This window comes from Dyadobacter sp. HNCC25DJ186 (assembly GCF_056895235.1).
The window spans coordinates 1-26526 of sequence record NZ_JBXHAS010000021.1 but is presented as its reverse complement, the minus strand read 5'-3'; the positions used below and the strand labels follow the sequence as shown (position 1 = coordinate 26526).

Below are 26526 nucleotides of genomic sequence, written 5' to 3'. Positions count from 1 at the left end.
AGACCATCTCAAAAGGATGGTCTTTTTTTGCATTGTTGACCTCTTCCAGGCTGCGCCAGCTTGGTCGTAAGCCCAGCCGGAACCGCCGATGATACTTGGGTCAGCGCGACGCGGTCAAACCTGGTAAAGTAGGCGGGGCGCGCAGTCTAGTCGCTACAATACCATTACAATCAAAAAATCCCGTCTTCATAAGAGATGGGATTTTTTTGCGTTAAGAAAATTTTATTTCATGTAACTATTGCAACACTCATTTCCTTTTTAATATATTTGTACCGACTTAAATCTGTCGAAATCTAAACATGACAATTACTTCAAATATTACCTGGTGGTGGCGTGCACGTCTTAACAAGATGGACGAGTAGCCTCTATTGTGTAGTATTATGTAAATATATACTTTCCAAGCGGCCCGCTGTTCATCTGACAGCGGGCCGCTTTTTCTTGTTACAATCCTATAAAAAAACTATATGACTTCCTTGACCAAAAGTTATTCTATCACAACCCGGCACAAAAAATTGCTGGCAGATACGCTAACACCAGTTTCTATTTATCTGAAACTCCGGGATCGTTTTGTCAATACAATCCTGCTTGAAAGTTCGGACTATCATGGTAATGAAAACTCGTTCACATATATCTGCTGCGATCCTGTATCGTTATTTAAGCTAAACGAGAATATTGTCACACAGAAATACCCTGATGGCTCAATCGAGACATTTACCCTTGCAAAACGTAAAGATGCCGTGCAGGCCCTATATGGTTATGCACAAAGCTTTGTAGCCGAAAAAAGTGGGTTTCCATTCATTACCAATGGCCTTTTTGGTCATATGACCTATGACGCGGTTACTTATTTTGAAGATATCGATATCCAGCCGACCAATGCAGAAACTGAAATTGATCAGATTCTGTACCAAGTCTATCGTTACGTTATCGCGATAAACCATTTCAAAAATGAACTCTACATTTTTGAACATCAGTACGGTGAAAATAGCGAAGAAAGCGGTCTGGATATGTTGGAAGGGCTGATCAAAAACAGAAATTTTCCTAAATACGATTTTCATATTACTTCAGAGGAAACATCCAACGTCACTGATGACGAAATGAGAGGCGTGATTCAGAAAGGAATCGACCACTGTTTAAGAGGTGATGTATTTCAAATCGTTCCGTCGCGTCGTTTCAGTCGAGACTTCCAGGGTGATGAATTTAACGTTTATCGCGCTTTACGCTCAATAAATCCTTCTCCGTATTTATTCTATTTTGATTACGGCAATTACAAAATCTTCGGTTCTTCTCCTGAAAAACAGATATTCATCAAAAATGGTCAGGCGGAAATTCATCCGATTGCCGGCACTTTCCGCAGAACAGGAGACGATCAGGCTGATGCAGAAGCTGCGCAGCAATTACTAAATGATCCAAAAGAAACTGCTGAACACGTAATGCTGGTCGACCTGGCAAGAAACGATTTAAGTCGCAGCTGTGATGCCGTTAAGGTTACAAATTATAAGGAAGTTCAATATTATTCTCATGTCATTCACCTTGTATCAAAAGTTGTCGGAAGGATGAATGAAGGCGTAAATCCGTTACAACTGGTGGCAGACACATTCCCGGCAGGAACGCTTTCCGGAGCACCAAAACATAACGCCATGAAGCTGATTGACCAGATGGAAACCAGTAATCGCAGTATTTATGGTGGTGCCATCGGATTTATGGATTTCAACGGCGATTTTAATCATGCCATTGCTATTCGTACATTCCTTAGCAAAGACAATACCCTGTTTTATCGCGCCGGAATGGGCGTTGTAGCCAAGTCTAACGTTGAAAGCGAATTACAGGAAATTAATAGCAAGCTGGCCGCGTTACGTAAAGCAATTGATGTAGCTGAAACAATCTGATAAGTCAGTGTTATGGGACAGGTTAAGGTTTATGGAATTCGGTCACAGTTGATGCCAATCCGCGGCCAGGTTTCTGATGTTTTGCACAAATGTATCGTTGAAGCTTTCAAATATCCTGAAAACAAACGCATACATCGGTTCTTTTATCTGGATGAGGAAGATTTTTTCTATCCCGAAGATAGGACCAACAGGTATACCATCATTGAAATTTCCCTTTTTGAAGGGCGTTCTGTTGCATCGAAGAAAGTTCTGTATCAATTAATTTTTAATCAATTTGAGCAAGAATTTGGCATCAGACCAAATGATGTTGAGATCACCTTAACAGAAACTCCGCTTCATAACTGGGGCATTCGTGGAAAATCAGGTGATGAATTGATATTAGATTACAAAGTTTACATGTGAAATACTTAACGATCTCACAACTTTACCAAATTTTACCTCTGAAAAATGAAAATTCTTGTTTTAGATAATTACGATTCCTTCACCTACAACCTGGTTTACATTCTCCGTGAATTGCATGGTGAGGTAGATATATACCGTAACGATAAAATCACCCTGGAAGAAGTTGATCGTTATGACAAAATCCTTCTATCTCCTGGTCCGGGAATTCCATCCGAGGCTGGCATAATGCAGGATCTTATTCGCCGGTATGGCCCCACGAAAAGTATTCTCGGTATTTGCTTAGGTCATCAGGCAATTGGTGAGGTATATGGCGCAAGTCTTGAAAATATGACAGATGTACTGCACGGAATCAGTGATAAGGCCATTGTGACCGACTCCACAGACCGCATTTTTCGGGGTCTTCCCTCTGAAATTCAGGTTGGGCGGTACCACTCCTGGACAGTAGTTCCTGAGACTTTTACCGAAGATCTGACCATTACTGCGATAGACAAAGCGGGTAGGGTAATGGCGCTTTCTCATAAAACGTATGACGTAAAAGGCGTTCAGTTCCATCCCGAATCGGTTTTAACTGATCATGGAAAGGCAATGCTGCAAAACTGGTTAAACTTGTAATCCTTCTTATTTTTTTTAATAAAGGCAAAACGCCATCCATGAATTTCAAGCATGAAAAATATTCTCGGACATTTATTTGAATACAAAGTATTAAGTAAAGAACAAGCCAAAGAAATTCTGATTGGCATCAGTTCCGGCCAGTATTCCAATTCGGAAATAGCCTCATTTCTCACGATTTATGCCATGAGAAGCATTACGGTTGAAGAGCTGGAAGGTTTCCGTGACGCAATGCTGGAAATGTGTCTGAGGGTAGATTTATCAGCTTATGACCCAATAGATGTTTGCGGAACAGGCGGAGATGGTAAGGATACTTTTAATATATCCACGCTTTCATGTTTTGTTGTGGCAGGTGCGGGACAGCGCGTCGCGAAACATGGAAATCATGGTGTGTCGTCCATGTGTGGCTCTTCCACGGTACTTGAATTTCTGGGAGCTAAATTTACAAACGACAGATCTATTCTGGAACGACAGATTGACGAAGCTGGTGTATGCTTTTTACACGCACCACTTTTTCATCCGGCGATGAAAAACGTTGCACCGGTTCGAAGAGAATTAGGTATAAAAACGTTCTTTAATATGCTGGGCCCAATGGTAAATCCTGCCTCACCGGGAAAGCAACTCGTTGGTGTTTTTAGTCTTGAATTAGCACGACTTTTTGCTTATCTTTACCAACAGACTGATAAACAGTTTCTGGTTGTTCACGCCCTAGACGGTTACGATGAAGTGTCATTAACAGGTGCATTTAAAATCATAACAGCTCATACAGAGCAAGTTCTGACTCCTTCCCATCTAGGATTGGATACATTGCGCGCCTCCGAACTTTCCGGCGGCGAAACCGTCGAAGTCTCAGCAAAAATTTTCATGAATGTATTGAACGATGAAGCTACCTCAGCCCAAAAACAGGCAGTTTTAGCTAATTCGGCACTAGCTTTACATTGTGCAAATCCAAAACTGGCCTTGCTTGATGCTGTTGAAGTCGCGCGTGAATCATTAGAGAGTAAAAAGGCTCTGCAAAGCTTTAAAAAACTGACAGCATGATAACAAGCCTGGATCAACTTGATTTAAATGGTACTTACAGCTACGCAGACTACCTTAAATGGGAGTTTGAAGAGCGTGTGGAGTTGATCAAAGGGAAAATATTCAAAATGTCGCCGGCACCGGCCAGGAGGCATCAAAGGATCTCCGGCATTTTTCTCAAAAGGCTGTTTAATTTTCTTGACAATAAAACTTGCCAGGCCTATCATGCTCCCTTTGACGTTCGCCTTACGCCAAGAAAAAGTGAAACCACAAACAAAATCTATACAGTAGTACAGCCTGATATTTGTATAATCTGCGATTCTTCCAAACTGGACGAAAAAGGTTGTATTGGTGCACCAGACTGGGTTATAGAAATTCTTTCTCCGGGTAATTCCCAGATTGAAATGAAAAACAAGTTTGAAGTCTATCAGGACAATGGAGTGAAGGAGTACTGGATTGCTGAGCCAACTACTGAAACGATTTTTGTATATATACTAAATGAAGAAGGAAAATATATCGGACTGCACCCATTTACTACGGCAGATGTTATTACAAGCCATATTTTTCCTGATTTTAAACTAAACGTCGCTGATATTTTCAAAGATTAAAAAAATGATAAAGAGTTTTTGGTCCATTTGTTTATTTGCACTTTTCAATATCTGCTTGTTGTCAGAAACAAGTGCAAAAATCAGCGGCTCCAATCAAACTGATAACAGCTCCGAAGAATCTAAAAAATACAACTATCTGCTCTATCTTCCGAAAGAATATAACGTAGAAAAAAAGAAATATCCGTTGGTAATTTATCTACACGGAAGTTCCCAGAAGGGAAATAATATAAATAAACTTAAAACCTACGGACCTCCTCAGCTTGTAGAAGCGGGAAGAAACTTTGATTTCATCATCGTCTCACCGCAATGTCCGTCGGGTGTCAGAAACTGGTCTGCTGAAAACTGGTTTGAATCTCTCTTTGCCGAACTCAATTCCAAATACGAAATCGATCCGGACAGGATTTATCTGACTGGTGTAAGCATGGGCGGCGGCGGTACCTTTGATCTTGCAAAAAGATATCCCGATAAATTCGCGGCTTTGGTACCATTGTGTGCCTGGGACAGTGATGTTACAAATCTTTGCAGTATCCGTCATATACCGACCTGGACATTTCATGGCAAACAGGATGCCGTGGTACCAGTTTCAGAAACGGAAGAAAAGGTGAAAAAACTGCGTGACTGCAAAGGAAAAATTGAATTGACAGTCCTGGAAAATGAAGGACATAGTATCCAGTGGCTTTACGAAAAACAAGATCTATACAACATCTACGACTGGATGTTAAAGCACAAAAGGAAAGCTAAATGAATATATTAGAAAAAATTATTGCGCGTAAGAGAGTCGAAGTTGAATTATCAAAAAAGATAAAAAGCATCGCTGACCTTGAAAAAGAGGAATTGTTTGGTCGTACCTCAGCTTCTCTGTCAGCTGATTTAAGAAATACTCAGGCTCCTCGAATTATTTCAGAATTTAAGAGAAAATCTCCATCAAAAGGGATTATCAATGGCGATGTATTGCCGGAGATTGTGACGGCGGATTATGTTTCAGCAGGAGCGGCGGCACTTTCCGTTTTAACTGATATAGACTTTTTTGGAGGTTCTTTTGACGATTTTTTAAGAGTCCGTAGAGCAAATCCAAATGTCCCAATGCTACGGAAAGATTTCATCGTGGATGAATACCAGCTTTTTGAAGCCAAGTCCATTGGCGCGGATTTAATTCTTTTAATCGCCGCCTGTCTTGAACCGTTTGAGGTAAAAGCACTTAGTGAAAGGGCACATGATCTTGGTATGGAAGTTCTTTTGGAAGTTCATAATTCAGACGAGCTGGCACAAAGTTTGTGCGATACAGTCGATATTGTGGGTGTAAACAACAGGAATCTTAAAACTTTTGAGACTTCCATTCAAACTTCCATTGATTTAAGTACACTAATTCCTGACTCATTTGTTAAAATATCTGAAAGTGGTCTGAGTGATGCAGAAGCTATTTTTGAGCTGTTTAATCATGGCTTTAAAGGTTTTTTGATCGGAGAAACATTCATGAAAACAGAAAATCCGGGAGCAGCGCTGGTAGCATTGCAAAATAATTTATTACGAATTGGTAACAGTAACCCTCACGTTGTATGAAAGTTAAAGTTTGCGGAATGCGCCAGCAAGGCAACATTGAAGAATTGATAACATTGCAGCCAAATTTTATCGGATTTATATTTTCCGAAAAATCTCCTCGGTTCGTAGGAAATGATTTGGATGCAAATTTTGTTAAAAGCATACCGAACACCATCAAGAAGGTTGGGGTGTTTGTGAATGCCAGTCCGGGATATATTCTGGATACTGTTAAGAAATATGATTTACAGTACGCCCAGCTGCATGGAAATGAGCTGCCGGACATGTGCCGGAGCATTCGTCAGAAGGGCGTCAATATCATTAAGGCATTCTCAATACACGACCAGTTTAACTTTGCTATGCTGAACAATTACAAATCATTTTGTGATATGTTTTTGTTTGATACAAAAGGCGATAATCCTGGAGGAAATGGAAAAGCTTTCGACTGGAGCCTCTTGAAAAGATATGATAACGAAAAGCCTTTTTTCCTGAGTGGCGGAGTCGGTTTGGAAAATATAGATGAAGTAATCGCTTTGTCTAAAACATTGCCAATTTACGGAATTGATGTAAATAGTATGTTTGAAACAGAACCGGGCATGAAAGATATTTCAAAGTTGAAAGTACTTTTTGATAAGGTAAGGATTAAAAAAGGCGAACAGGCAGAAGCATAAACTTATGGAAACAGTACTAGAAAAAAATGCATATCAGGCGAGCAGCCAGGGATATTATGGAACATTTGGCGGTGCTTTCATTCCGGAAATGTTATATCCTAACGTAGAAGAATTGCGTGAAAATTATCTTCAGATCATTTCAGCGCCTTCTTTTAAAAAGGCATATGATGACTTATTGAAAAATTATGTAGGCCGCCCAACGCCTTTATATCTTGCGAGCCGACTTTCAGAAAAATACGGAACGAATATATATCTGAAAAGGGAAGATCTGTGCCATACCGGAGCGCATAAAATCAATAATACAATCGGACAGATTTTATTGGCTCAAAAACTTGGAAAGAAACGTGTGGTAGCAGAAACCGGCGCGGGACAGCATGGCGTGGCAACGGCTACGGTTTGTGCGCTGATGGGCATTGAATGCATCGTTTACATGGGCGAGCTGGATATTGAACGTCAGGCTCCGAATGTTACCCGGATGAAAATGCTTGGAGCGGAAGTAAGACCGGCAACATGCGGTTCGAGAACGCTGAAAGATGCGACCAACGAGGCCATGCGCCACTGGATAAATAATCCTGTTGATACACACTACATCATCGGTTCTGTGGTTGGACCACATCCATATCCGGATATGGTCGCTCGTTTTCAATCGGTGATTTCAGAAGAAATAAAATGGCAGTTGAAAGAGCAAACCGGTAAGGAAAATCCTGATTATGTCATCGCCTGTGTCGGTGGGGGAAGTAATGCCGCTGGTGCATTTTACCATTATCTTGACGATCTTGATACAAAATTAGTAGCTGTTGAAGCGGCTGGACAAGGTATCAGTTCAGGACATTCGGCAGCGACGACAGCTCTGGGTACGCCAGGAGTTTTGCATGGAAGCCGTACGATCCTGATGCAGACCGAAGACGGGCAGGTTGTAGAACCTTTCTCGATTTCTGCCGGTCTGGATTATCCTGGAATCGGTCCTCAGCACGCTTATCTCTATGAAAGTGGCAGAGGTACTTTTTTATCCGCGACGGACGAAGAAGCCGTTACCGCCGCTTTTGAACTGACCAAACTCGAAGGAATCATTCCTGCACTGGAAACTGCTCATGCCCTGGCTATTCTAAACCGACTGGGAGCAACACCGAATGAAACTGTGGTCATTAACCTTTCCGGACGTGGGGATAAGGATATGGCAACTTATATGAAATACATTAACTAAATAGAAACTGGCTATTAGCCAACAGGATTCCGGCGGATAGAGCTAATCCTAAAAGCTAATAGCCAACAGCTACTTTAAATATTATCAACGATGGCTACACTGGCACTACCAGAAGTTTTTGAAATGCGTCTTAAAGTACAGGAACTTGAAAAGAAAGTAAACTCAGGCGAACTGTCTCTATTCGAAAGATGCGAAATTGAAGATGAAATCCTTGAATTGAAAGAACAACTTGGAGAATTCGACCGTCTGAAATTTAGTGACGAAGGCGAATGTTTAAATTGCTCAGCATAATTTATTTTTAATACTCAACGCAATCATGATCGTATTGTAACCATTACTATTGATTGTACGATGAACACACGCACACTATTCACAGTTGGCCATTCCAGCCATCCGCCGGACTATTTTCTGGAACTATTACAACATTACAAAATCACCTGCCTCATCGACGTCAGAAGCGTTGCGGCCAGTGCCTACAACCCCCAGTTCAACAAAGAGCCGCTCGCTGCTTTTTTAAGGAATAACGGTATCACCTATCTGCATTTTTCGAAAGAATTCGGTGCCAGACATACCGATCCTCATCTTCTTGATCATGATGGAAAAGTTGATTTCGAAAAGGTTAGGAATTCAGATCATTTCAAAGAAGGCATCCAAAGATTAACGCAGGGCCTGGAAAACGGTTTTACGATCGCTATGATGTGCTCAGAAGCGGATCCTCTGGACTGTCACCGCTTTTCTATGATTTCTTTCGCTCTTGTCGAACAAGGATTTGAAGTAAATCACATACTCAAAGACAAATCTCTTGCTTCAAACGAACAGCTTGAAAAGGCTCTTTTCAAGAAATTCTATAAGAAACTGCCTGTTCCCACGGTGTTTGAACCTTATATTACGATTCAGGATCAAATCAAAACTGCATACCGTCTGAAAAATCAGGAGATCGCATTTTCTCCATACACACACAACACTGATGAAAATTTATGATCAATTTATTAACCATTGGTTTCACCAAAAAGCCGGCGGAAACATTCTTTAAATTGTTAAAGGATTCAGGTGTCAAAAAACTCGTAGATACCCGGATCAATAATGTTTCCCAACTATCAGGTTTCGCAAAAGGATCTGATCTGCAATTCTTCTCCAGGGAAATCGGAAATATTTCCTATGATCATAATCTGGATTTCGCCCCGACAAAGGAACTTTTATCCCTATACCGCTCAAAAAAATTAACCTGGAATGAATATGAAACGGAGTATCTGAACTTGCTCGACATCCGTAAAATTGCTCAAAAAATCAACGTTGAAAATCTTCACAAGAATTGCCTGTTATGCAGCGAGCACAAACCTGACAAATGCCACCGCAGGTTGCTTGCTGAATATTTGAAACAGGTAAGAAATGATATCCAAATCACACACCTGATCTGATCACGGTAAGGTGACAATTCGTTTTGTCTGTTTAGCCAATTCTATAAAAGAAGGGGGAAGGTGCCTGGCAGGCATCGAGCTAAACAATAACAATGAGCCTATCATTGGAATAAATGGCCCGAAATGGATACGTCCAATATGCAAAACACAGCACGGTAAAATTTATACGCACTGGGTAACACATATTAAATTGATGGATATTGTCGAAATAGAATCAACCGGTATTCCTGTAAAACCGTCTTACCAATCAGAGAATATTTTCTTTAAGGACGAACAGTTACATGTCGTTGGAAGGTTTGACCGAAATGGCTTAGACAAGCTGATAGACAATAGATATTATATTTTTGGAAACTGGGGAAAAGCACTTTCAACGGATGAAATTGTCTTTCTGGATCATTCGCTGGTGCTTTTGCATATCAATGAGTTTCATGTAACAGAAAAAATTAACCCGGAAGATCCAGGTAAGAAAAAAATTCGTCTGCAGTTTTTATACAATGAAACAAAATATGACTTTCCGGTAACGGATCCTGTATTTTCACAACTTTACACCAACAATCCTGCAATTTTAAATGTGATCGGCAGCTTATATTTATGCGTTTCGATAGGTATAAATTTCAATGGCTGGTATTATAAGCTAATAGCCGGAATTATTCCCGGTCCTCCTTAATTCAAATTAATAATTATAAATTGCTTAACTTTTAATTTAACCTAAATATTAAACCTATTCAAAATGAAATACATTTCTTTATTTTTGGCCGGTTTTCTACTTTTTGGAACAATCGCTTACGCAAATTCGGACAAAAAACCTGCTGCTAAAAAAATGCTACGTCACGCCGTATTATTTAAATTTAAAGACTCTGCCACGCCGGCACAAGTAAAAGAAGTTGAAGACGCGTTTCGCAAACTTCCTTCAAAAGTGAAAGAAGTGAAAGGTTTTGAATGGGGAACAAACAATAGCCCGGAAGGACTTAGCCAAGGTTTCACCCACATGTTCTTCGTATCTTTTGACAGCGAAGAAGGGCGCGCAGCTTACCTGCCTCATCCAGACCACAAAGCGTTTGTGAAAGTTTTGGAACCACATTTGGATAAAGTTTTAGTGATCGATTACTGGACACAGGAATGAACAGAATAGTTAAACTTTTTAATACAAAACCAACAAGCCTGCCCGGAGAAGGGCTGCTGAACGTTTATTTTACAGCGGGTTTTCCGGAACTGAACGATACTACAAAAGTACTGGCCGCCTTACAGGAAGGTGGCGCAGACCTTGTAGAAATTGGAATGCCGTATTCAGACCCGGTTGCTGACGGGGAAACCATTCAAAAAAGCAATGAAAGAGCTTTGGACAATGGTATGACTGTAAAGCTTCTTTTTGATCAGTTGCAGGATATGCGCAAAACGCTTACCATTCCTGTTTTATTGATGGGTTATATCAACCCCGTCATGCAGTTTGGAATTGAAAATTTCTGTAAGAGATGCGCTGAAGTTGGTGTCGACGGGCTTATTCTGCCGGATATGCCAATGGATGTTTATCTGAATGAATACAAATCTATTTTTGATGCGTATGGAATTCTGAACATCTTTCTGGTAACACCTCAAACTTCAGAATCGCGCATCAGACAGATTGATCAGGCTAGTGAAGGATTTATTTATACTGTTTCCTCTGCCAGCGTCACCGGCTCAAAAAGCGGTGTAAGCACGGATATGGAATCTTATTTCAACCGCATCAATGCGATGAATTTGAAAAACCCGCGTTTGATCGGTTTTGGTATCAAGGACAATGCAACCTACGTGAAGGCTTGTCACTATGCTCAGGGCGCCATCATCGGCAGTGCATTTATACGCGTTTTGGAAGAAAGCAAAGACCTTGAAAATGATATACGCCAATTTGTTCAGGAAATAAAAAATCCAGCTTCAGTAACGTTGGACGCTTGATATTTTCAGAAAGCCTTGGCATCAATTTTTTAACAAACAATCCGGCAAGCGGGTTGTTTGTTTTTTTGTATAGAGCCTATGAAAACTTATCCAAAAATTGTAGCACTGGTGCTTTTCACCTTTGTTTTTACCATTTCAAAAGCACAATTCCGTCTTGATCTGGAGGGAGGAATTATTCCGGGTACCAGCTATAACAAAGTACGTATTCCCAGTATTGGCGGAACGCAGGTAAATTTATCGGAAGATCTCAATAGTAATAACAAAGCTTTTTACCGTATCAGGTTGGGTTATACTTTTTCGAAAAGACATTACCTACTGCTTTTATATGCGCCCCTGACATTAAAATACAATGGGAGTTTTGACCGGAACATAAACTTTAACGGTCAGAATTTTGCTTCAAATACTCCTGTGGATGTTTTCTATAAATTTAATTCTTACCGATTGACTTATCGATACAATTTCATCGAACAAGGTCGCTGGCAGGTCGGGGCAGGGTTAACGGCCAAAATACGCGATGCTGATATCCGTTTTAAAAATGAGCTCCTGGATACGCACTATGATAATGTAGGATTTGTTCCCATCATTAATTTTTACGCACGCTATAAGCCCAATTATCACTGGTCTTTCATTGTTGAGGGAGACGCCCTCGCGGCGAAACAGGGACGGGCAGAAGATATTTTTTGCGGGCACCAGCTATCAGATTAATCCTTCCCTGGGTGTAAAATTAGGTTATCGGGTATTGGAAGGTGGGGCCGATAATGATAAAATATATAACTTCAACTGGGTGAATTATATCAGCGCCGGAATTCTGGTTTCGCTTTGAAATCTTTCAAATTAGCATAAAAAAGATTATATTAGTCCGGTCTATGGTCGGTGGAGTAAATCGTACTTTTTGCTTTGTAAAATCGTTACCATAGTAGTCAATACAATCCCAAATTCTATGGCGGCTTTTACACCAGTGATGGAAGGACTTCTCCTTCGTATTCAGGAATACCGGCAAAAATATTATCAGAACCAGCTTTTGAAAGGTATCATCTTTTCAGCGGCGCTTCTGATGAGTGTCTATCTCTTGTTTAATACGCTTGAATATTTTGGACGTTTCAGTTCCGGTGTCCGGGGAACCTTGTTTTTCGGTTTTCTTGCCGTACTGATGTTTTCATTTTTCCAATGGGTAATTCAGCCGCTGATACATTTATTCGGCCTTAAAAGGCCTCTTTCGGATGAAGATGCTGCTTTGCAAATCGGCCAATATTTTCCGGAAGTTGGTGATAAGCTTCTGAATACATTACAGCTCAGAAATCTTTCCGGAACGCAGTCTGACCTTATCGAAGCCAGTATCCGCCAGAAATCAGGTCAGCTACTGATTGTAAAATTTTCGGATGCAATACGATTTAACGAAAACAGAAAATGGATCAAATATGCCATTTATCCGTTGGCGGCCATAGGTGTTATCTTACTCTTTAATCCCTCATTTTTCACTTCCAGCTCCGACAGGATCATCCATTTTCAGAAAAATTATACTTACGCGCCTTTTTCTTTCCAATTGGAAAACAAGAATTTGAAGGCATTTCGTAATGAAGATTTTACTTTGAAATTAAGGCTGAAAGGTGATGCCTTGCCAAAAGATGTATATCTGGTGCAAAATGGAACGCGATTCAAACTCAATCAGGAAGGTAATCAGCAGTATTCCTATATCTTTAAAAATATCCAGCGTGAAGTTGCTTTCTCTTTTGAAGCTGCCGGGTTTCTTTCGGATGAGTATAAGCTAACCGTAGTTGAGCGTCCTTCATTACTTTCGTTTGACGTAAATCTACATTATCCTGCCTACTTGCATAAGCCGTCGGAAGGCTTGAATAATGTAGGTAATTTGTCAATTCCGGAAGGCACAACCGTTGAATGGAACTTCAATACCTCGTCCACAAATGCTCTGGCGATCCGCTTCGAAAATGATTCTCTCTTATACAAAGCATCGGAAAATGATGACGAAGGATTTCAGGTAACAAAACGATCAGTCCGCCGCTCTGCTCAATATCAAATTCAGCTTAAAAATGACGAAGCTGCCAATTCAGACAAGATTGGCTACTATATCAATGTGATTCCCGATAAGTTCCCGGTAATGTCACTGGAAAATTTCCAGGATACGACTATGTATAATTATCTTGTTTTAGGCGGCTCAATCAGCGACGATTATGGTTTCTCCCAATTAAAATTATTCTATTCGGTGCAGCGGGAAAATGAGAAGAAAGGATCGGCTCCAAAGTCCATCCCTATTCCATTTAACAAAACGGTTAACACACAAAGTTTTTATTTCCAATGGTATGTAGACAGCCTCAAACTGGCTCCGGGAGACAAGATTGAATACTTTGCTCAGGTGTGGGATAATGACGGCGTAAACGGCGCAAAAAGTGCCCGTTCCAGGTCTATTCAGTTCACTGTTCCGTCTCAGGATCAGCTTGAAGCTGAGATTCGTAAGTCAGAGCAGAATACTGAAAATCAGATTGAATCAGCAATGAAAAAAGCACAGAGTCTTGAAAAAGATCTGACGGCATTGGATGATCGTTTGAAAAGTAACAAAGAGCTTGATTTTAAAGAAAAAAAACAAATTGAAGAAGTCCTGAAAAAGCGTGACGAGCTCATGAAAGAACTTCAGTCATTACAGGAGAAAAACCAGGCCATGAATGAAAAATCCAAACAGTTTAGCCAGCAAAGCCCGGAGCTTCAGGAGAAACTGGATCAGCTTCAGAAACTTATGAAGGAGCTTATGGATAATGATACGGATAAACTTTATAAAGAACTTCAGAAACTACTTGAACAGAAAAAGAGCGAACGCATGTCCAACACGCTCGATAAACTAAAAAACAAAGAGCATAATCTGGAAAAGGAACTTGAACGTACCATGAAGCTCTTCAAGCAGATGCAGATGGAACAGAAAATGGAAAATCTGGTTGACAAGCTTGATAAGTTGGCAGATAAAGAAGAAGAGTTGGCTGACAAATCTCAGCAGAATGATAAAAACAAAAATTCCGACGACAAAAAAGATAAAAATGAGGATCTGAAAAAGGAGCAGGAAAAAATTCAGGAAGAGTTTGATAAGGCAAAAGAAAATGCAAAGGAGATTGAAGAATTGAGTAAGGAGCTCGAACAGCCGGTTGACCCAAAAGAGGAAGAACAAAAAAACGCCTCTGAGCAAATGAAAGAAGGTAAGGAGCAACTTGACAAGCAGCAGAATTCAAAAGCCGCTCAGGCTCAGAAAAAGGCAGCCAAGTCGATGAGGGAAATGTCCCAATCGATGTCGGAAGCTATGGAAGCACAAGAAGCAGAACAGATGCAGGAAGATATGGATGCCCTGAGAGATATTCTTGAAAACTTAATCACGCTATCCTTTGACCAGGAAAAATTGATGAAGGATTTCAGAGGTGTCAATTTACAGGATCCACGTTTTGTAAAACTTGGTCAGCAGCAGTTGAAACTGAAAGACGATGCCAAAATTGTTGAGGATAGCCTTTACGCACTAGCCAGTCGCGTTGTGCAGATTCAGTCCTTTATTACCCGGGAATTGAACGATATGAAGCAGTACATGGATGAAAGCGTAAAAAGTATTAAAGATAGAAATATTAATGTGGCAACATCGAAGCAGCAGTTTTCTATGACCTCGATGAATAATCTTGCGTTAATGCTCAGCGATGTTTTCAAACAAATGCAGCAGCAAATGGCGATGGCAATGCCAGGTCAGGGTAAAGGAAAAAAGGGAAAACAGAAGGGAGAGCAACCTGGAATGGGTGAGATGCAGGAAAAGCTTAACGGGAAAATTAAACAGCTTGGATCCGGTAAAGAGGGGCAGGGTAATATGTCTGAACAGCTGGCAAGAATGGCCGCTGAACAGGCGATGATCCGCAAGATGGTTGAGGCTATGAAGGATGCGCAAAAGGGAACCGAGGCTGGAAAAATGTTTGGACAAGAACTGCAGGATATCATCGATAAGATGGATGAGAACGAAACGGATCTGGTTAACAAACGTGTTACCCCGGAGTTAATGAAACGAAACAAGGAAATCACTACCAGATTACTTGAGTCTGAAAAAGCGATGAAAGAACAAGATGAGGACGAACAACGCAAGGCGCAAACGGCCCGGGAAACGCCTCGTCAGCCGCCGGCCGCTTTCGAAAAATACATTCAGGAAAAAGAAAAGCAGACCGAGCTTCTGCGTACGATACCACCTACTTTCTCTCCTTTCTACAAAAGAGAGGTAGATACTTACTTCCGCAAATACCAGGCAAAGAACTGATTGGCTCAATCAAGTGTTACTATTTAACCTATTTTGAGTTTCGTAGGGATTCTTAAAATAGGTTAAAAACAGTCTGAAACAGGGAGTTAATCAAATCGTATTTAGATACTTACTACCTTTGCACCAAATTTTCTTTACGATTTGTTTAAAATCGGATCGTTTTGTTTTATAACCCATTATAATACAGTCATTTCTGAATCAAAGTATGCTTAAATTTTTCTCGGAGGAGATTGATTTTAAACTCCCATTTCCGCTCAAAACATCGAAATGGATTAAAACTATCTCTGAATCAGAGGGTTATGAATTAGTAACCCTGAACTATATCTTCTGTTCTGATGATTACTTGTTGGAAATCAATAAACAGTATCTTGATCACGACTATTATACGGATATTATAACGTTTGATAACAGCGAGGAAGAAGGAAAAATTGAAAGCGACATCTATATAAGTGTTGATCGTGTGCGAGAGAATGCTATTGAATTTGGCACTGACTTTGAAACTGAAATGCGCCGTGTTTTAATACACGGGCTCTTACATCTAATGGATTACACCGATACCAGTGAAAAACTAAAGGCTCAGATGCGAGCGAAGGAAGATGAATGTCTTTCACTTTTTTAAATATTTCCACGTGGAACACTTTTGAAAATTTTCAAAAAATCACGTTTCACAAATTTGAGAAAAACTTAAAATTATGTTTCAAGAATATGATGTAATCGTAGTAGGAGCCGGCCATGCCGGCTGCGAGGCAGCTGCCGCAGCTGCAACGATGGGCTCCTCCGTTTTACTCATTACAATGAATATGCACACCATAGCGCAGATGTCCTGCAACCCGGCCATGGGTGGTGTTGCCAAGGGTCAAATTGTGAGAGAGATTGATGCACTGGGTGGCCAGTCCGGAATTGTCAGCGACAAGACAATGATCCAGTTCCGAATGCTAAACTTGTCCAAAGGTCCGGCAATGTGGAGCCCTCGATGTCAAAGTGACCGGATGATGTTTGCGCTGGAATGGAGGTCTATACTGGAGAACAACCCTAATGTAGATTTCTGGCAGGACACGGTTAAGGAAATATTGCTGGACGGAGAAAAAGTCACCGGAGTTAAGACAAGTCTGGGAATTGAAATCAAATCGAAATCTGTTGTTTTAACCAACGGCACATTTTTGAATGGGCTTATCCATATCGGGGAGAAAAACTTTGGTGGAGGAAGAACAGGAGAAAAAGCTGCGACCGGAATCACTGAACAACTGATCACGCTGGGATTTGAAGCTGGGCGAATGAAAACCGGAACACCGCCGAGAGTCGATGGAAGATCTCTGGATTATACAAAAATGGAGGAGCAACCTGGAGACGAAAACCCGGCGAAGTTTTCTTATAAAAACACTAAGAAACTGACCAAGCAACGTAGCTGCTGGATCACCTATACCAACAACGAAGTACACGAAGTTTTGAGAACAGGTTTTGAAAAATCTCCTATGTTCTCAGGTCGGATTAAAGGACTTGGTCCCCGATACTGTCCTTCTGTTGAAGATAAAATCAACCGCTTCGCAGACAAAGATCGTCATCAGATTTTCGTAGAGCCGGAAGGGTGGGATACTGTTGAAGTTTATGTTAACGGCTTTTCAACTTCACTACCGGAAGATGTACAATATGCTGCTTTGAAAAAAATCCCCGGATTTGAAAATGTAAAAATGTTCAGGCCAGGTTATGCGATCGAGTACGATTACTTCCCACCGACACAATTGAAATCAACGCTTGAAACGCACCGGATTAAAAACCTGTTTTTTGCAGGACAAATTAACGGAACTACGGGTTATGAGGAAGCAGCTTGTCAAGGTTTGATGGCAGGGATAAATGCACACAGAAATGTAAATGCTCTTGAGCCATTTGTTCTGAAAAGATCCGAAGCATATATCGGTGTTTTGATCGATGACCTTATTAATAAAGGTACTGAGGAACCCTATAGAATGTTTACGTCGCGAGCGGAATACAGAACGCTGCTACGCCAGGATAATGCAGATATTCGTCTTACAGAAAAAGGATTTGAAATTGGTTTGGCAGATCAGGAGCGACTTGACAATGTTCGCAAAAAAGTGGCGCAAGTTGAGGAGATAATCTCCGAATTTAACGGACATAAATTACAGCCGGAAGAGATTAATCAAGCTCTGGAGGAATTAGGCTCTGCGCCTATTAGAGAGAAAACTTCAGTAACACAATTACTAAAGCGTCCGCAAGTCACTATTGAGAAAATTTCAAATGCCAGCCCTGCCATCTCTTCGCTGCTTGAAAAATATGACGAAGACACGCTTAAGCAGGCAGAAATCCATGTTAAATACGACAGCTATATAGAAAAAGAAAAGCTGCTGGTCGAAAAAATGAATCGCCTGGAAGACCTGAATATTATCGAAAATTTCAACTACGATGTTGTAACCTCGTTGTCTTTTGAAGGGCGCGAAAAATTAAAAAGAACCAAGCCTTCAACCATCGGACAGGCATCAAGAATTAGTGGTGTCAGTCCTTCAGATATTTCGGTGCTCATGTTATTTATAGGAAGATAAATGTCTTTAGAAACTCTAAGTCAATGCCCGGTTTGCCATGGTAATAGCTTCAACAACTATTTAAATGTCGATGACTATACCGTGTCTAAAAAGGAATTTACGATCCAGCAGTGTAACAAATGTTACTTCCTTTTCACCAACCCACGCCCTGATCTGAATTCGATTGGGGCCTATTACCAATCCGAAGAATACATTTCGCACCACGACGATTCGAAAGGATTGATGAACAGGATATATACTTCTGTAAGAAATTACACGATAAAAAAGAAAATTGAATTAATAGGAACATTGGCTCCCAAGCAAGGAAAGCTACTGGATATGGGATGTGGAACAGGCAGTTTTCTGCAAGCTGTTAAGCAGGCCGGATGGGAAACCTACGGTACAGAACCAGACCCCGAAGCCAGAAAAGTAGCGTCTCTGCGAGCAGACTTAAACGTTTTTGAGACCATAAATGCCAAAGAGCTGGAGGGAAAAAAGTTTGATATAATCACCCTTTGGCATGTTCTGGAACACGTCCATTTGCTGAACGAAACAATGGACTGGTTGTCAGAACATCTGAATGATAACGGTAAGATTATTATCGCTGTTCCCAATCCACAATCCGCTGACGCCATCAACTATGGAAGATTTTGGGCAGCATACGATGTACCCAGACATCTATACCATTTTACGAAAGCATCCATGACGCTCCTGGCCAAAAAGCATCAATTGAAGGTAGACAATATCCACCCTATGTGGTTCGATTCATTCTATGTGAGTATGCTGAGCACGAAATACAAGGATAAAAAAATAAATCTGTTCGATAGCGTTAAGACAGGGCTGACGTCCAATTTAAAGGGTCATTCCAGCTCTTATGAGAGCCTGAATACTTCAAGCCTGATCTATGTCATTTCTAAAATTTAACTGACTGTAAAACATTTGAAAGCCCTCAATACATTGTTCCGTATTGAGGGCTTTTGTTTAAAATTCTAAACTATGTTCAAAAAGTATTTCTTACCCATTGCTTGTCTCTTTTTACTTGCAAAATGTGCGCAGCAGGTTGCTCCAACGGGTGGTAAAAAAGATATAATCCCGCCTAATCTCATTGAAAGTGATCCGCCCAATCGTACTTTAAATTTTAAGGGTAATAAGATCTCTCTGTTCTTTGACGAGTATGTTGTGATCGATAATATTACACAAAAACTGATCATTACACCAGAGGCTGATAACCCATATAGCTTCAAGCAAAAAGGCACTTCTGTTGAATTGAATTTTAAAAAACAATTCGAAGACAGCACAACCTATACGCTCAATTTCGGCGATGCGATTAAAGATTATGCAGAAAAAAATCCGGCCAAAAATCTCAAACTGGTATTTAGCACAGGTAGTTCTCTGGACTCAGGACGGGTTTATGGAACCGTAAAAGACCTCCGTTCCAACAAGCCAATATTTGACGCGCTTGTAGGCTTATATCCGATCAGTGATACCCTCAACATAGTAAAACAAAAACCGTTCTATTTCTCCAGAACTGACAGCAGTGGTGTATTTTCAATCGAAAACGCCCAAATAAAAGACTATAAATTATTCGCGATTGACGACAAAAACCGCAATCTTCTGTATAACGCTAAAGACGAGAGGATAGGATTTCTGGAGAAGCCAGTGAATGCTGGCTCCGATTCGTTGAACTACAACATCTCACTTTTTCTGTCGGATAATACACCATTTCGTGTCCAAAGAACGATACCCAAGGTTAATAATTACACCGTTGTATTTAACAAAGGAATAGAAAAGGTAGGGGTGAGCTTCATGAATAAAGATACACTACCGTACATTGTAGAAAACAACCAACAGTTAAAGTTCTTCAATATCCAACCGCATCCGGATACCACCTACATCCGAATGACTGTAACTGATTCCCTGGGTACATCTGCGGAGGATACCATAAAGGTCTCATTTTTGCAGCAGCGAGGAAAGGAGAGACAAAAAGACCCATTTACCATGGCCACTCTTCCTGCACAAAATAAACCCCTTGCCAAGACCTTTGATTACGAACTTCAATGGAGTAAACCGGTAGCCTTCCTTGATGATAAAAAGATTCAATTGATCAGCGATAGTCTGACAAAAGAGCCCCTCAGCAACTTTAAATGGACCTGGAACAAATACCATAATCAAATTAAAATTAGTGCTAGATCAACGGCTAAGGATAGCATAAAATGGGATATTCCAAAGGGAAGTATACTGAGTATTGAGGGCGATACGCTTGCAAAAATGCTCATAAAACATAAGGTATTGAATGAAGAAGATTACGGTCTGTTGCGCGGCGCTGTCACCGGTGCGGATTCTTCAACCCATGTCATTCTTGAACTGGTTGATCAGGAATATAAAATTCTTCAGTCACTATACACCACCCCTTACACATTTCGACACATCCCTCAGGGAAACTATTTTCTAAGGCTCATAATTGACACCAATAATAACAAGAGATGGGATACCGGGTTACCAATTGAAAATCGCCAGCCCGAAAAAATTTACTATTTCCCGGAAAAGCTTCTTATCAAAGCCAATTTTGAAATCAACGACACCAATTTCGACTTGTCAACACTCAAGTAATAAATATTTCTTATACACTAAGTGTGGATAACTATGTTGATATCTCGAAAAATCTGTGGGTAAATACCTAAATTTTGTTAACAATTATGTGGATAACCTGGTATTTGTGTGGATAAAAACCAAGTTTGAATCCTGAAGTGCATAATCCACATCTAAAATGGAGTTAACACTACGTTGATACACTTTAGAGAATGTGTATAACTTTTAAAGGCTTAGTGCAAGAGTTACCAACATCAGGATGTCTATAAATAAATTCTTACCTTGTGACTCAACAACTTAAATGTGGACAAATTTAAAAACTACAGTGGATAAACCCTAACAGTTATCCACAAAATGTGGATAACTATGTTAATCTACAGTGGAAAAGATACTTATATACATATCCACAGTGCTAGAGAATAGTAATAATTAAAAAAGAAATTTTTTTTATCTATTATGAAAAAGGGTTTAAGTGGTTTATTGATTTATATATTTCTTTCCGGGGCGGCGTCCGCGGCCTGGGCGCAGGGCGAAAAAGAAATGGCAGAGGAGTACTTCAAAAAGGATGATTGCCCAAAGGCGCTGACTTATTATACTGCACTTTTAAAGACCGGTTACGATAAAGGAAATCTGAAAAATTATACTAGCTGTATTATAAAAACGAAAAGCTGGAATGAAGGTGAGCAGTTCTTTAAAAAACAGATAAAGAGCGATGGGTTCAATTCAGCCTGGTACTACATGTCCTGGGCTTCCATGTTAAACGGACAGGGAAAGGCTCAGGAAGCAGAGAAAAAGAATGAACAGGCATTGAGTGCTTCCGGCCTGAGGATTGATCTGAAGCGGGATATGGCGGATGAATTTCGATCTACTGGGCAACCGGAGTGGGCAAAAAATGCATTGATGAGTGGAAGGGAAGTTTCTAAACGTAATGATTTGTTCCAGCTGGAGCTAGCCAGTGTGTATCGGGATTTGAACGATCCTGAGAAAATGATTGATGAGCTGCTATCTTATGGTACCCGATATCAGAATATTGAAGTCGTTCAGAATATGCTTCAGGACTTTACGAAGGACGAAAAGGAACAAGTACTTTTAGAAAAAGTGCTTTATGACAAGATCCAGAAGTTTCCTAATGAAGGATTTTATAACGAGCTTTTAATCTGGTATCAAATTCAGAAAAAGGACTTTTATAAAGCATTCATACAGGAAAGGGCACTGGACAAAAGATTTAAGCACAACGGTACCCGCCTCTATAATCTCGCAATGCTGGCCCTGCAAAATGAGGACTATGTGAATGCCGGAGCTATTTTTGATCACTTGGTCAAGGAGTATCCAAAGGGACAACTGTATCCTGTTGCGCGAAGAATGGCTATTTTTTCCAGGGAAGAGCAGGTGAAAAATACCTATCCTGTACGGAGGGAAGAGGTTCAGAAATTATTGGGGCAATATCAGCAACTTGTGGATGAATTGGGTGTGAACGCAAGAACTGTTGAGGCACTACGGAACATGGCAACCCTGAATGCCTTTTATTTGGATGATTTTAAAAAGGCTATCGAAATCATGCAGATGGCAATTGAAGGCGGTAAACAGGAAAAGATGTTTGTAGATAAATGCAAGCTGGACCTTGGTGATATTTACCTGCTTCAGGGTGAACCATGGGAAGCGTCTCTATTGTATTCGCAAGTAGAGAAATCTCAAAAAGATGATTTGCTAGGTTATGAGGCAAAGCTGCGGAATGCAAAACTACATTATTATAAGGGTGACTTTGCATTAGCCAAAGATGTACTTGATATTTTAAAAAAGGCAACATCCCGTGAAATTGCCAATGACGCCAATGAGCTCGGTTTGCTGATTATGGATAACACCGGCCTGGATAGTAACGAAACGGCAATGAAGGAGTATTCAGCGGTAGAATTGCTGCTCTTTCAAAATAAAAAATACAATGCCATCGATACGCTGAAAAATCTATACAATAAATATCAGAATCATAGCTTGTCCGATGAAATTCTTTGGTTGACTGCCGAGACCTATATGAAACTTGACAGTAACCAGCAGGCTATGGCGGCACTAAAATTATTGTACTCAAAATATAGCATTGATATCCTGGGCGACGATGCTTTGTTTGCTATGGCAAAACTTGACCAGGAAAAACTGAACAATAAAGATGAGGCAATGAAATTGTATCAGGAGCTGATGGAAAAATATCCGGGAAGTATTTTTGTCGCCGAATCAAGAAAAAGATTTCGATTGTTAAGAGGTGACGTCGTTAATTAAGAAATTTTTTGTGCTTGACAAAAAAAGGAAGAGCGAAGCTAAAATTAGCCTCGCTCTTCCTTTTTAGAATTAAATATTTGCGAACCAATATGCAGTTCACTTCATTTGCGAAAATGTCAGACGGTTATATTTTGAAATTTATTACCCTAACTTACTAAATAATAGTGCTTTAAAGTCTGAATATACCGGATTTAATTTGATCGAACTTTTTTCAATCGAAAGGAGCACTTTGAGTCTTTCCGGAATTTCTATAGGTTTTCCCAACGTTTCTTCGACAAGATCAATAAATTTGGCTGGATGTGCTGTCGAGAGGAAAACGCCGGTAAAATTTCCATCTGAATTTTTTCTGTATTCTTCAAGTCCGCGGTAGGCAATTGCTGTATGGGGACAAAGTACATAATGGCTGTTTGAAAAAATTTCACGCATCGATTCCTGCGTTTCTTCATCATTGAAAAAATAACCCGAAATTTTTTCTTTCACCAAATTCCAGTCGTCCCCGAAAAACCGCACCAGTCTGACAAAGTTGCTAGGGTTACCGACATCCATAGCGTTAGAAATTGTTTCGATCGATGCATGTGGTTCAAAACTTCCTTCTTCCAGATATCTTGGAACTGAATTGTTCAAATTTGTTGACGCAATGAAACGCTCAACAGGCAAGCCCATCCGATAGGCTAAAAGGCCTGCACTCAAATTTCCAAAGTTTCCGCTCGGTACTGAAAAAACAATTGGCTTACCAAGTTTTTTCAACTGGGCATAAGCTGCGAAAAAATAAAAAGATTGAGGAATAAGGCGGGCAATGTTTATCGAGTTGGCAGAGGCTAAATTAAATTTCTCCGTTAGTTCGGGATCCAAAAAAGCCTCTTTAACCAACTTTTGGCAATCGTCAAAAGTTCCGTCAATTTCTAAGGCAGTAACATTATGGCCAAGCGTGGTAAGTTGCTTTTCTTGTATATCGCTTACTTTACCACTAGGATAAAGGATTGTTACGGAAATTCCCGGAACTTTGTAAAATCCCTGAGCCACCGCTCCACCCGTATCTCCGGAAGTGGCAACCAGAATTTGAATTTCTTTTTGTGATTTTACTAAAAAATAAGACATTAGTGCTGCCATGAAGCGCGCGCCAAAATCTTTAAACGCCATGGATGGACCATGAAAAAGCTCTAAAACATAATCATCTGGTGTTATTTTCAGAACGGGAGCGTCGAAGTCGTATGAACTTTCTATTAATTTTTCAATGTCTTCCCTGGAAATATCATCACCTAAAAGCGTGTTTGTTATTTCAACAGCAATCTCTTTAAATGTCCGATTTTCGATTGTATCTAAAAATTCCTTTGAAACCTTTGGAATACTCTCAGGCATATAAAGGCCATTATCCGGAGGTAAACTTTTGAATACCGCTTCTTCAAGTGATGCTTTTAGCGAAGCAGTTTTTGTACTATAAAATATCATTATATAAAAAATAAGGTCGCGCTGAAAAGTACAAATTTAGTTAAAATACCTGCGTGACAGGTATCTTGGAAGTGTAATTTTGAGAAAAGTATCATAACTTGCCTTGTTAAAACAAGTATTAATTAAACAACTTTTTTGAAGTACCATTATTGTTTTTGAACCTAGGAGGGTAAAAAAAGATTATTGTAATACGGAAAAGTATGACGTATGTTAAACGTTAAAAATTTTCATATATTTTTAATATAATTGATTCATTTTCAAATTAATATAATAGATGTCACAAGGACTTTTTAATGTTCCGGCTTTACGAAACGAGCCTGTTAAAGGCTATGCTCCAGGGAGCCCGGAGAGAAGCGAATTGAAAAAGGCGTTGGAAGAAGCCAGGTCAATACAGGTTGAGATTCCTCAATATATTGGGGGTGAAGAAGTATTTTCTCAAAATAAAAAGCGTGTTTCCCCGCCTCATGATCATCAGCATATACTGGGATATTTTCATGAAGGAAATGCTGATGATGTTAAAAAGGCAATTGATTCGGCTTTGGAAGCACGGAAAACCTGGGCACTTATGCATTGGGAACAACGTGCTGCTGTTTTTCTGAAAGCAGCAGATTTAATTGCCGGACCATACCGTGCAGAATTAAACGCTGCGACCATGTTGGGACAGTCGAAGAATGCGTATCAGGCCGAAATTGATTCCGCCTGTGAGATCATCGATTTCCTTCGTTTGAATGTAAATTTTCTTACCGATATATACAAACAACAGCCGGTATCCTCCGATGGTGTGTGGAATCGTATGGAATATCGTCCTTTGGAAGGATTTATATTTGCGATTACGCCTTTCAATTTTACGGCCATTGCAGGTAATCTCCCTGCCGCTCCTGCGCTTATGGGTAATGTCGTATTGTGGAAACCTGCATTTACACAGGTTTACGCAGCGAATGTTATTATGAAGGTATTTAAGGCTGCTGGCCTTCCTGATGGTGTAATTAATATGATTCTGGCTGATGGCCCGGTTGCAGGTGATGTTGTTTTTAAACATCCTGATTTTGCCGGAATTCATTTTACAGGCAGTACAAAGGTTTTCCAGACAATCTGGAAAGAGATCGGGGAAAATATTGGTAACTATAAAACCTTCCCGAGAATTGTTGGAGAAACAGGTGGAAAGGATTTTGTATTAGCACACAAATCTGCAAATGCGAAGGCTTTGGCAACGGGATTAATTCGTGGTGCATTTGAATACCAGGGACAAAAATGTTCAGCGGCTTCTCGCGCTTACATACCTTCTAATTTGTGGGAGGACGTGAAGGGATACATGTTGGCAGATCTGGCTGAGATCAAAATGGGGGGTGTTGAAGATTTTGGAAATTTTGTGAACGCCGTAATTGATGAAAAATCGTTTGATAAAATTGCTTCCTATATAGAAGGTGTAAAAAACAATCCAGGCGACGCTGAAATCATAGCAGGAGGAACAGTTGATAAGAGCAAAGGGTATTTTATTCAGCCAACAATAATTAAAGCCTCAAAGCCGGATTATATTACGATGTGCGATGAGATATTTGGGCCTGTGCTTACTGTCTATGTATATGATGCGGATAAATTCGAGGAGATCATTCCAATTGTAGATTCAACTTCTCCTTATGCATTAACGGGTGCTGTATTCGCTCAGGATCGTCACGCGATTCAATATGCGACGGAACATTTAGTTAATGCTGCGGGTAATTTTTATATCAATGATAAGCCAACTGGCGCGGTCGTAGGTCAGCAACCCTTTGGCGGAGCCCGTGCATCCGGTACCAATGATAAGGCAGGATCGGTATTAAACCTGTTGCGCTGGGTTTCTCCACGTGTTATTAAAGAGACATTAGTTTCACCTGAAAACTATAAATATCCCTTCCTTTTGGAGGAATAATTGGATAATTTTTTTGAATAATTTTAATACTTAAAGAACTTTCAAGAATTTTAAAATATTTCTTGTTCACCTCTTGCAGCAAGAAATATTTTTTCTACCTTTGCAATCCCAATCGCAGACAGCGGAAACGAAAAGTGAGAGTGAAAGTTTGATTGGTACTGTTCTTTGACATGATGAGATAAACTAAAAGAGTAAGAAAAACT

Annotated in this window: 24 protein-coding genes; 23 read left to right on the top strand and 1 reads right to left on the bottom strand. The window is 40.2% G+C overall.

Going from position 1 to position 26526, the window contains the following annotated elements:
* Nucleotides 1-464 precede the first annotated feature (464 nt).
* The 22 genes from AC1XUO_RS29070 (at nt 465) to AC1XUO_RS28965 (ending at nt 22965) form a co-directional block, all read left to right on the top strand.
* Complete coding sequence (locus AC1XUO_RS29070; protein WP_483333397.1) at nt 465-1886, top strand: anthranilate synthase component I family protein; 1422 nt, start codon at nt 465-467, stop codon at nt 1884-1886.
* Between the two features lie 12 nt (nt 1887-1898).
* Entirely contained in the window at nt 1899-2288 is a 390-nt protein-coding gene (locus tag AC1XUO_RS29065) for a tautomerase family protein (protein ID WP_483333396.1), read from the top strand.
* A 45-nt stretch (nt 2289-2333) separates the two neighbouring features.
* Nucleotides 2334-2900: an anthranilate synthase component II gene (locus AC1XUO_RS29060; RefSeq protein ID WP_483333394.1), complete on the top strand. Its 567-nt coding sequence runs from the start codon at nt 2334-2336 to the stop codon at nt 2898-2900.
* 51 nt (nt 2901-2951) lie between these two features.
* Nucleotides 2952-3938, top strand: a complete 987-nt coding sequence (gene trpD / locus AC1XUO_RS29055) for an anthranilate phosphoribosyltransferase (protein WP_483333393.1) — start codon at nt 2952-2954, stop codon at nt 3936-3938.
* The gene (locus AC1XUO_RS29050; RefSeq protein ID WP_483333392.1) at nt 3935-4525 is read left to right on the top strand and encodes a Uma2 family endonuclease; all 591 of its coding nucleotides are present in this window, start codon (nt 3935-3937) and stop codon (nt 4523-4525) included. Before trpD ends, AC1XUO_RS29050 begins: the two co-directional genes overlap by 4 nt.
* A 4-nt stretch (nt 4526-4529) precedes the next feature.
* Nucleotides 4530-5270, top strand: coding sequence for a carboxylesterase family protein (locus AC1XUO_RS29045; RefSeq protein ID WP_483333391.1), 741 nt, complete (start codon nt 4530-4532; stop codon nt 5268-5270).
* On the top strand, nt 5267-6085 hold the full coding sequence (gene trpC / locus AC1XUO_RS29040; RefSeq protein ID WP_483333390.1) for an indole-3-glycerol phosphate synthase TrpC: 819 nt from the start codon (nt 5267-5269) through the stop codon (nt 6083-6085). The genes AC1XUO_RS29045 and trpC overlap by 4 nt, the downstream gene beginning before the upstream one ends.
* The gene (locus tag AC1XUO_RS29035) at nt 6082-6732 is read left to right on the top strand and encodes a phosphoribosylanthranilate isomerase (protein ID WP_483333388.1); all 651 of its coding nucleotides are present in this window, start codon (nt 6082-6084) and stop codon (nt 6730-6732) included. The genes trpC and AC1XUO_RS29035 overlap by 4 nt, the downstream gene beginning before the upstream one ends.
* Nucleotides 6733-6736: 4 nt before the next feature.
* Complete coding sequence (gene trpB, locus AC1XUO_RS29030; RefSeq protein WP_483333387.1) at nt 6737-7936, top strand: tryptophan synthase subunit beta; 1200 nt, start codon at nt 6737-6739, stop codon at nt 7934-7936.
* 90 nt (nt 7937-8026) lie between these two features.
* Nucleotides 8027-8227, top strand: coding sequence for a hypothetical protein (locus AC1XUO_RS29025; protein WP_254563130.1), 201 nt, complete (start codon nt 8027-8029; stop codon nt 8225-8227).
* 60 nt (nt 8228-8287) lie between these two features.
* On the top strand, nt 8288-8917 hold the full coding sequence (locus AC1XUO_RS29020) for a DUF488 domain-containing protein (protein ID WP_483333385.1): 630 nt from the start codon (nt 8288-8290) through the stop codon (nt 8915-8917).
* Nucleotides 8914-9354, top strand: a complete 441-nt coding sequence (locus AC1XUO_RS29015; RefSeq protein ID WP_483333384.1) for a DUF488 domain-containing protein — start codon at nt 8914-8916, stop codon at nt 9352-9354. The genes AC1XUO_RS29020 and AC1XUO_RS29015 overlap by 4 nt, the downstream gene beginning before the upstream one ends.
* 10 nt (nt 9355-9364) lie before the next feature.
* Nucleotides 9365-10021 carry a dual OB domain-containing protein gene (locus tag AC1XUO_RS29010; protein WP_483333383.1) on the top strand — a complete coding sequence of 219 codons (657 nt, stop codon included), beginning with the start codon at nt 9365-9367 and terminating at the stop codon, nt 10019-10021.
* A 63-nt stretch (nt 10022-10084) separates the two neighbouring features.
* The gene (locus tag AC1XUO_RS29005; protein WP_483333382.1) at nt 10085-10477 is read left to right on the top strand and encodes a Dabb family protein; all 393 of its coding nucleotides are present in this window, start codon (nt 10085-10087) and stop codon (nt 10475-10477) included.
* Nucleotides 10474-11286: a tryptophan synthase subunit alpha gene (gene trpA, locus AC1XUO_RS29000; protein WP_483333381.1), complete on the top strand. Its 813-nt coding sequence runs from the start codon at nt 10474-10476 to the stop codon at nt 11284-11286. The genes AC1XUO_RS29005 and trpA overlap by 4 nt, the downstream gene beginning before the upstream one ends.
* 78 nt (nt 11287-11364) lie before the next feature.
* Nucleotides 11365-11991, top strand: a complete 627-nt coding sequence (locus tag AC1XUO_RS28995; RefSeq protein WP_483333379.1) for a hypothetical protein — start codon at nt 11365-11367, stop codon at nt 11989-11991.
* A gap of 256 nt (nt 11992-12247) precedes the next feature.
* Complete coding sequence (locus AC1XUO_RS28990) at nt 12248-15571, top strand: DUF4175 family protein (RefSeq protein WP_483333398.1); 3324 nt, start codon at nt 12248-12250, stop codon at nt 15569-15571.
* A 205-nt stretch (nt 15572-15776) separates the two neighbouring features.
* Nucleotides 15777-16190: an rRNA maturation RNase YbeY gene (gene ybeY / locus AC1XUO_RS28985; RefSeq protein WP_483333378.1), complete on the top strand. Its 414-nt coding sequence runs from the start codon at nt 15777-15779 to the stop codon at nt 16188-16190.
* Between the two features lie 73 nt (nt 16191-16263).
* Nucleotides 16264-18126 (top strand): tRNA uridine-5-carboxymethylaminomethyl(34) synthesis enzyme MnmG, encoded by a 1863-nt coding sequence (gene mnmG / locus AC1XUO_RS28980; RefSeq protein ID WP_483333377.1) that lies wholly within the window; start codon nt 16264-16266, stop codon nt 18124-18126.
* Nucleotides 18127-19029: a class I SAM-dependent methyltransferase gene (locus tag AC1XUO_RS28975; RefSeq protein ID WP_483333376.1), complete on the top strand. Its 903-nt coding sequence runs from the start codon at nt 18127-18129 to the stop codon at nt 19027-19029.
* 72 nt (nt 19030-19101) lie between these two features.
* Entirely contained in the window at nt 19102-20715 is a 1614-nt protein-coding gene (locus AC1XUO_RS28970; RefSeq protein ID WP_483333375.1) for an Ig-like domain-containing domain, read from the top strand.
* 435 nt (nt 20716-21150) lie between these two features.
* A complete protein-coding gene (locus AC1XUO_RS28965) occupies nt 21151-22965 on the top strand; it encodes a tetratricopeptide repeat protein (protein ID WP_483333374.1) in 1815 nt (604 codons plus the stop codon).
* Nucleotides 22966-23106: 141 nt separating this feature from the next.
* Here the strand turns inward: AC1XUO_RS28965 and thrC are convergent, their stop codons facing one another.
* Nucleotides 23107-24414: a threonine synthase gene (gene thrC, locus AC1XUO_RS28960; RefSeq protein WP_483333373.1), complete on the bottom strand. Its 1308-nt coding sequence runs from the start codon at nt 24412-24414 to the stop codon at nt 23107-23109.
* A 274-nt stretch (nt 24415-24688) separates the two neighbouring features.
* On the opposite strand from thrC, the gene pruA reads away from it, so the two are divergent.
* Nucleotides 24689-26323, top strand: coding sequence for an L-glutamate gamma-semialdehyde dehydrogenase (gene pruA, locus AC1XUO_RS28955; RefSeq protein ID WP_483333372.1), 1635 nt, complete (start codon nt 24689-24691; stop codon nt 26321-26323).
* Nucleotides 26324-26526: the final 203 nt, after the last annotated feature.

What these genes read in the sequence shown, in the direction of transcription:
- AC1XUO_RS29045 (WP_483333391.1), top strand. Translation starts at nt 4,530, where the DNA reads ATGATAAAGAGTTTTTGGTCCATTTGTTTATTTGCACTTTTCAATATC.
- ybeY (WP_483333378.1), top strand. Translation starts at nt 15,777, where the DNA reads ATGCTTAAATTTTTCTCGGAGGAGATTGATTTTAAACTCCCATTTCCG.
- trpA (WP_483333381.1), top strand. Translation starts at nt 10,474, where the DNA reads ATGAACAGAATAGTTAAACTTTTTAATACAAAACCAACAAGCCTGCCC.
- thrC (WP_483333373.1), bottom strand. Translation starts at nt 24,414, where the DNA reads ATGATATTTTATAGTACAAAAACTGCTTCGCTAAAAGCATCACTTGAA.
- AC1XUO_RS28970 (WP_483333375.1), top strand. Translation starts at nt 19,102, where the DNA reads ATGTTCAAAAAGTATTTCTTACCCATTGCTTGTCTCTTTTTACTTGCA.
- AC1XUO_RS29005 (WP_483333382.1), top strand. Translation starts at nt 10,085, where the DNA reads ATGAAATACATTTCTTTATTTTTGGCCGGTTTTCTACTTTTTGGAACA.
- AC1XUO_RS29050 (WP_483333392.1), top strand. Translation starts at nt 3,935, where the DNA reads ATGATAACAAGCCTGGATCAACTTGATTTAAATGGTACTTACAGCTAC.
- AC1XUO_RS29025 (WP_254563130.1), top strand. Translation starts at nt 8,027, where the DNA reads ATGGCTACACTGGCACTACCAGAAGTTTTTGAAATGCGTCTTAAAGTA.
- trpC (WP_483333390.1), top strand. Translation starts at nt 5,267, where the DNA reads ATGAATATATTAGAAAAAATTATTGCGCGTAAGAGAGTCGAAGTTGAA.
- AC1XUO_RS29070 (WP_483333397.1), top strand. Translation starts at nt 465, where the DNA reads ATGACTTCCTTGACCAAAAGTTATTCTATCACAACCCGGCACAAAAAA.
- AC1XUO_RS28995 (WP_483333379.1), top strand. Translation starts at nt 11,365, where the DNA reads ATGAAAACTTATCCAAAAATTGTAGCACTGGTGCTTTTCACCTTTGTT.
- AC1XUO_RS28990 (WP_483333398.1), top strand. Translation starts at nt 12,248, where the DNA reads ATGGAAGGACTTCTCCTTCGTATTCAGGAATACCGGCAAAAATATTAT.
- AC1XUO_RS29020 (WP_483333385.1), top strand. Translation starts at nt 8,288, where the DNA reads ATGAACACACGCACACTATTCACAGTTGGCCATTCCAGCCATCCGCCG.
- pruA (WP_483333372.1), top strand. Translation starts at nt 24,689, where the DNA reads ATGTCACAAGGACTTTTTAATGTTCCGGCTTTACGAAACGAGCCTGTT.
- AC1XUO_RS28965 (WP_483333374.1), top strand. Translation starts at nt 21,151, where the DNA reads ATGAAAAAGGGTTTAAGTGGTTTATTGATTTATATATTTCTTTCCGGG.
- AC1XUO_RS29015 (WP_483333384.1), top strand. Translation starts at nt 8,914, where the DNA reads ATGATCAATTTATTAACCATTGGTTTCACCAAAAAGCCGGCGGAAACA.
- mnmG (WP_483333377.1), top strand. Translation starts at nt 16,264, where the DNA reads ATGTTTCAAGAATATGATGTAATCGTAGTAGGAGCCGGCCATGCCGGC.
- AC1XUO_RS28975 (WP_483333376.1), top strand. Translation starts at nt 18,127, where the DNA reads ATGTCTTTAGAAACTCTAAGTCAATGCCCGGTTTGCCATGGTAATAGC.
- trpB (WP_483333387.1), top strand. Translation starts at nt 6,737, where the DNA reads ATGGAAACAGTACTAGAAAAAAATGCATATCAGGCGAGCAGCCAGGGA.
- AC1XUO_RS29065 (WP_483333396.1), top strand. Translation starts at nt 1,899, where the DNA reads ATGGGACAGGTTAAGGTTTATGGAATTCGGTCACAGTTGATGCCAATC.
- AC1XUO_RS29060 (WP_483333394.1), top strand. Translation starts at nt 2,334, where the DNA reads ATGAAAATTCTTGTTTTAGATAATTACGATTCCTTCACCTACAACCTG.
- trpD (WP_483333393.1), top strand. Translation starts at nt 2,952, where the DNA reads ATGAAAAATATTCTCGGACATTTATTTGAATACAAAGTATTAAGTAAA.
- AC1XUO_RS29035 (WP_483333388.1), top strand. Translation starts at nt 6,082, where the DNA reads ATGAAAGTTAAAGTTTGCGGAATGCGCCAGCAAGGCAACATTGAAGAA.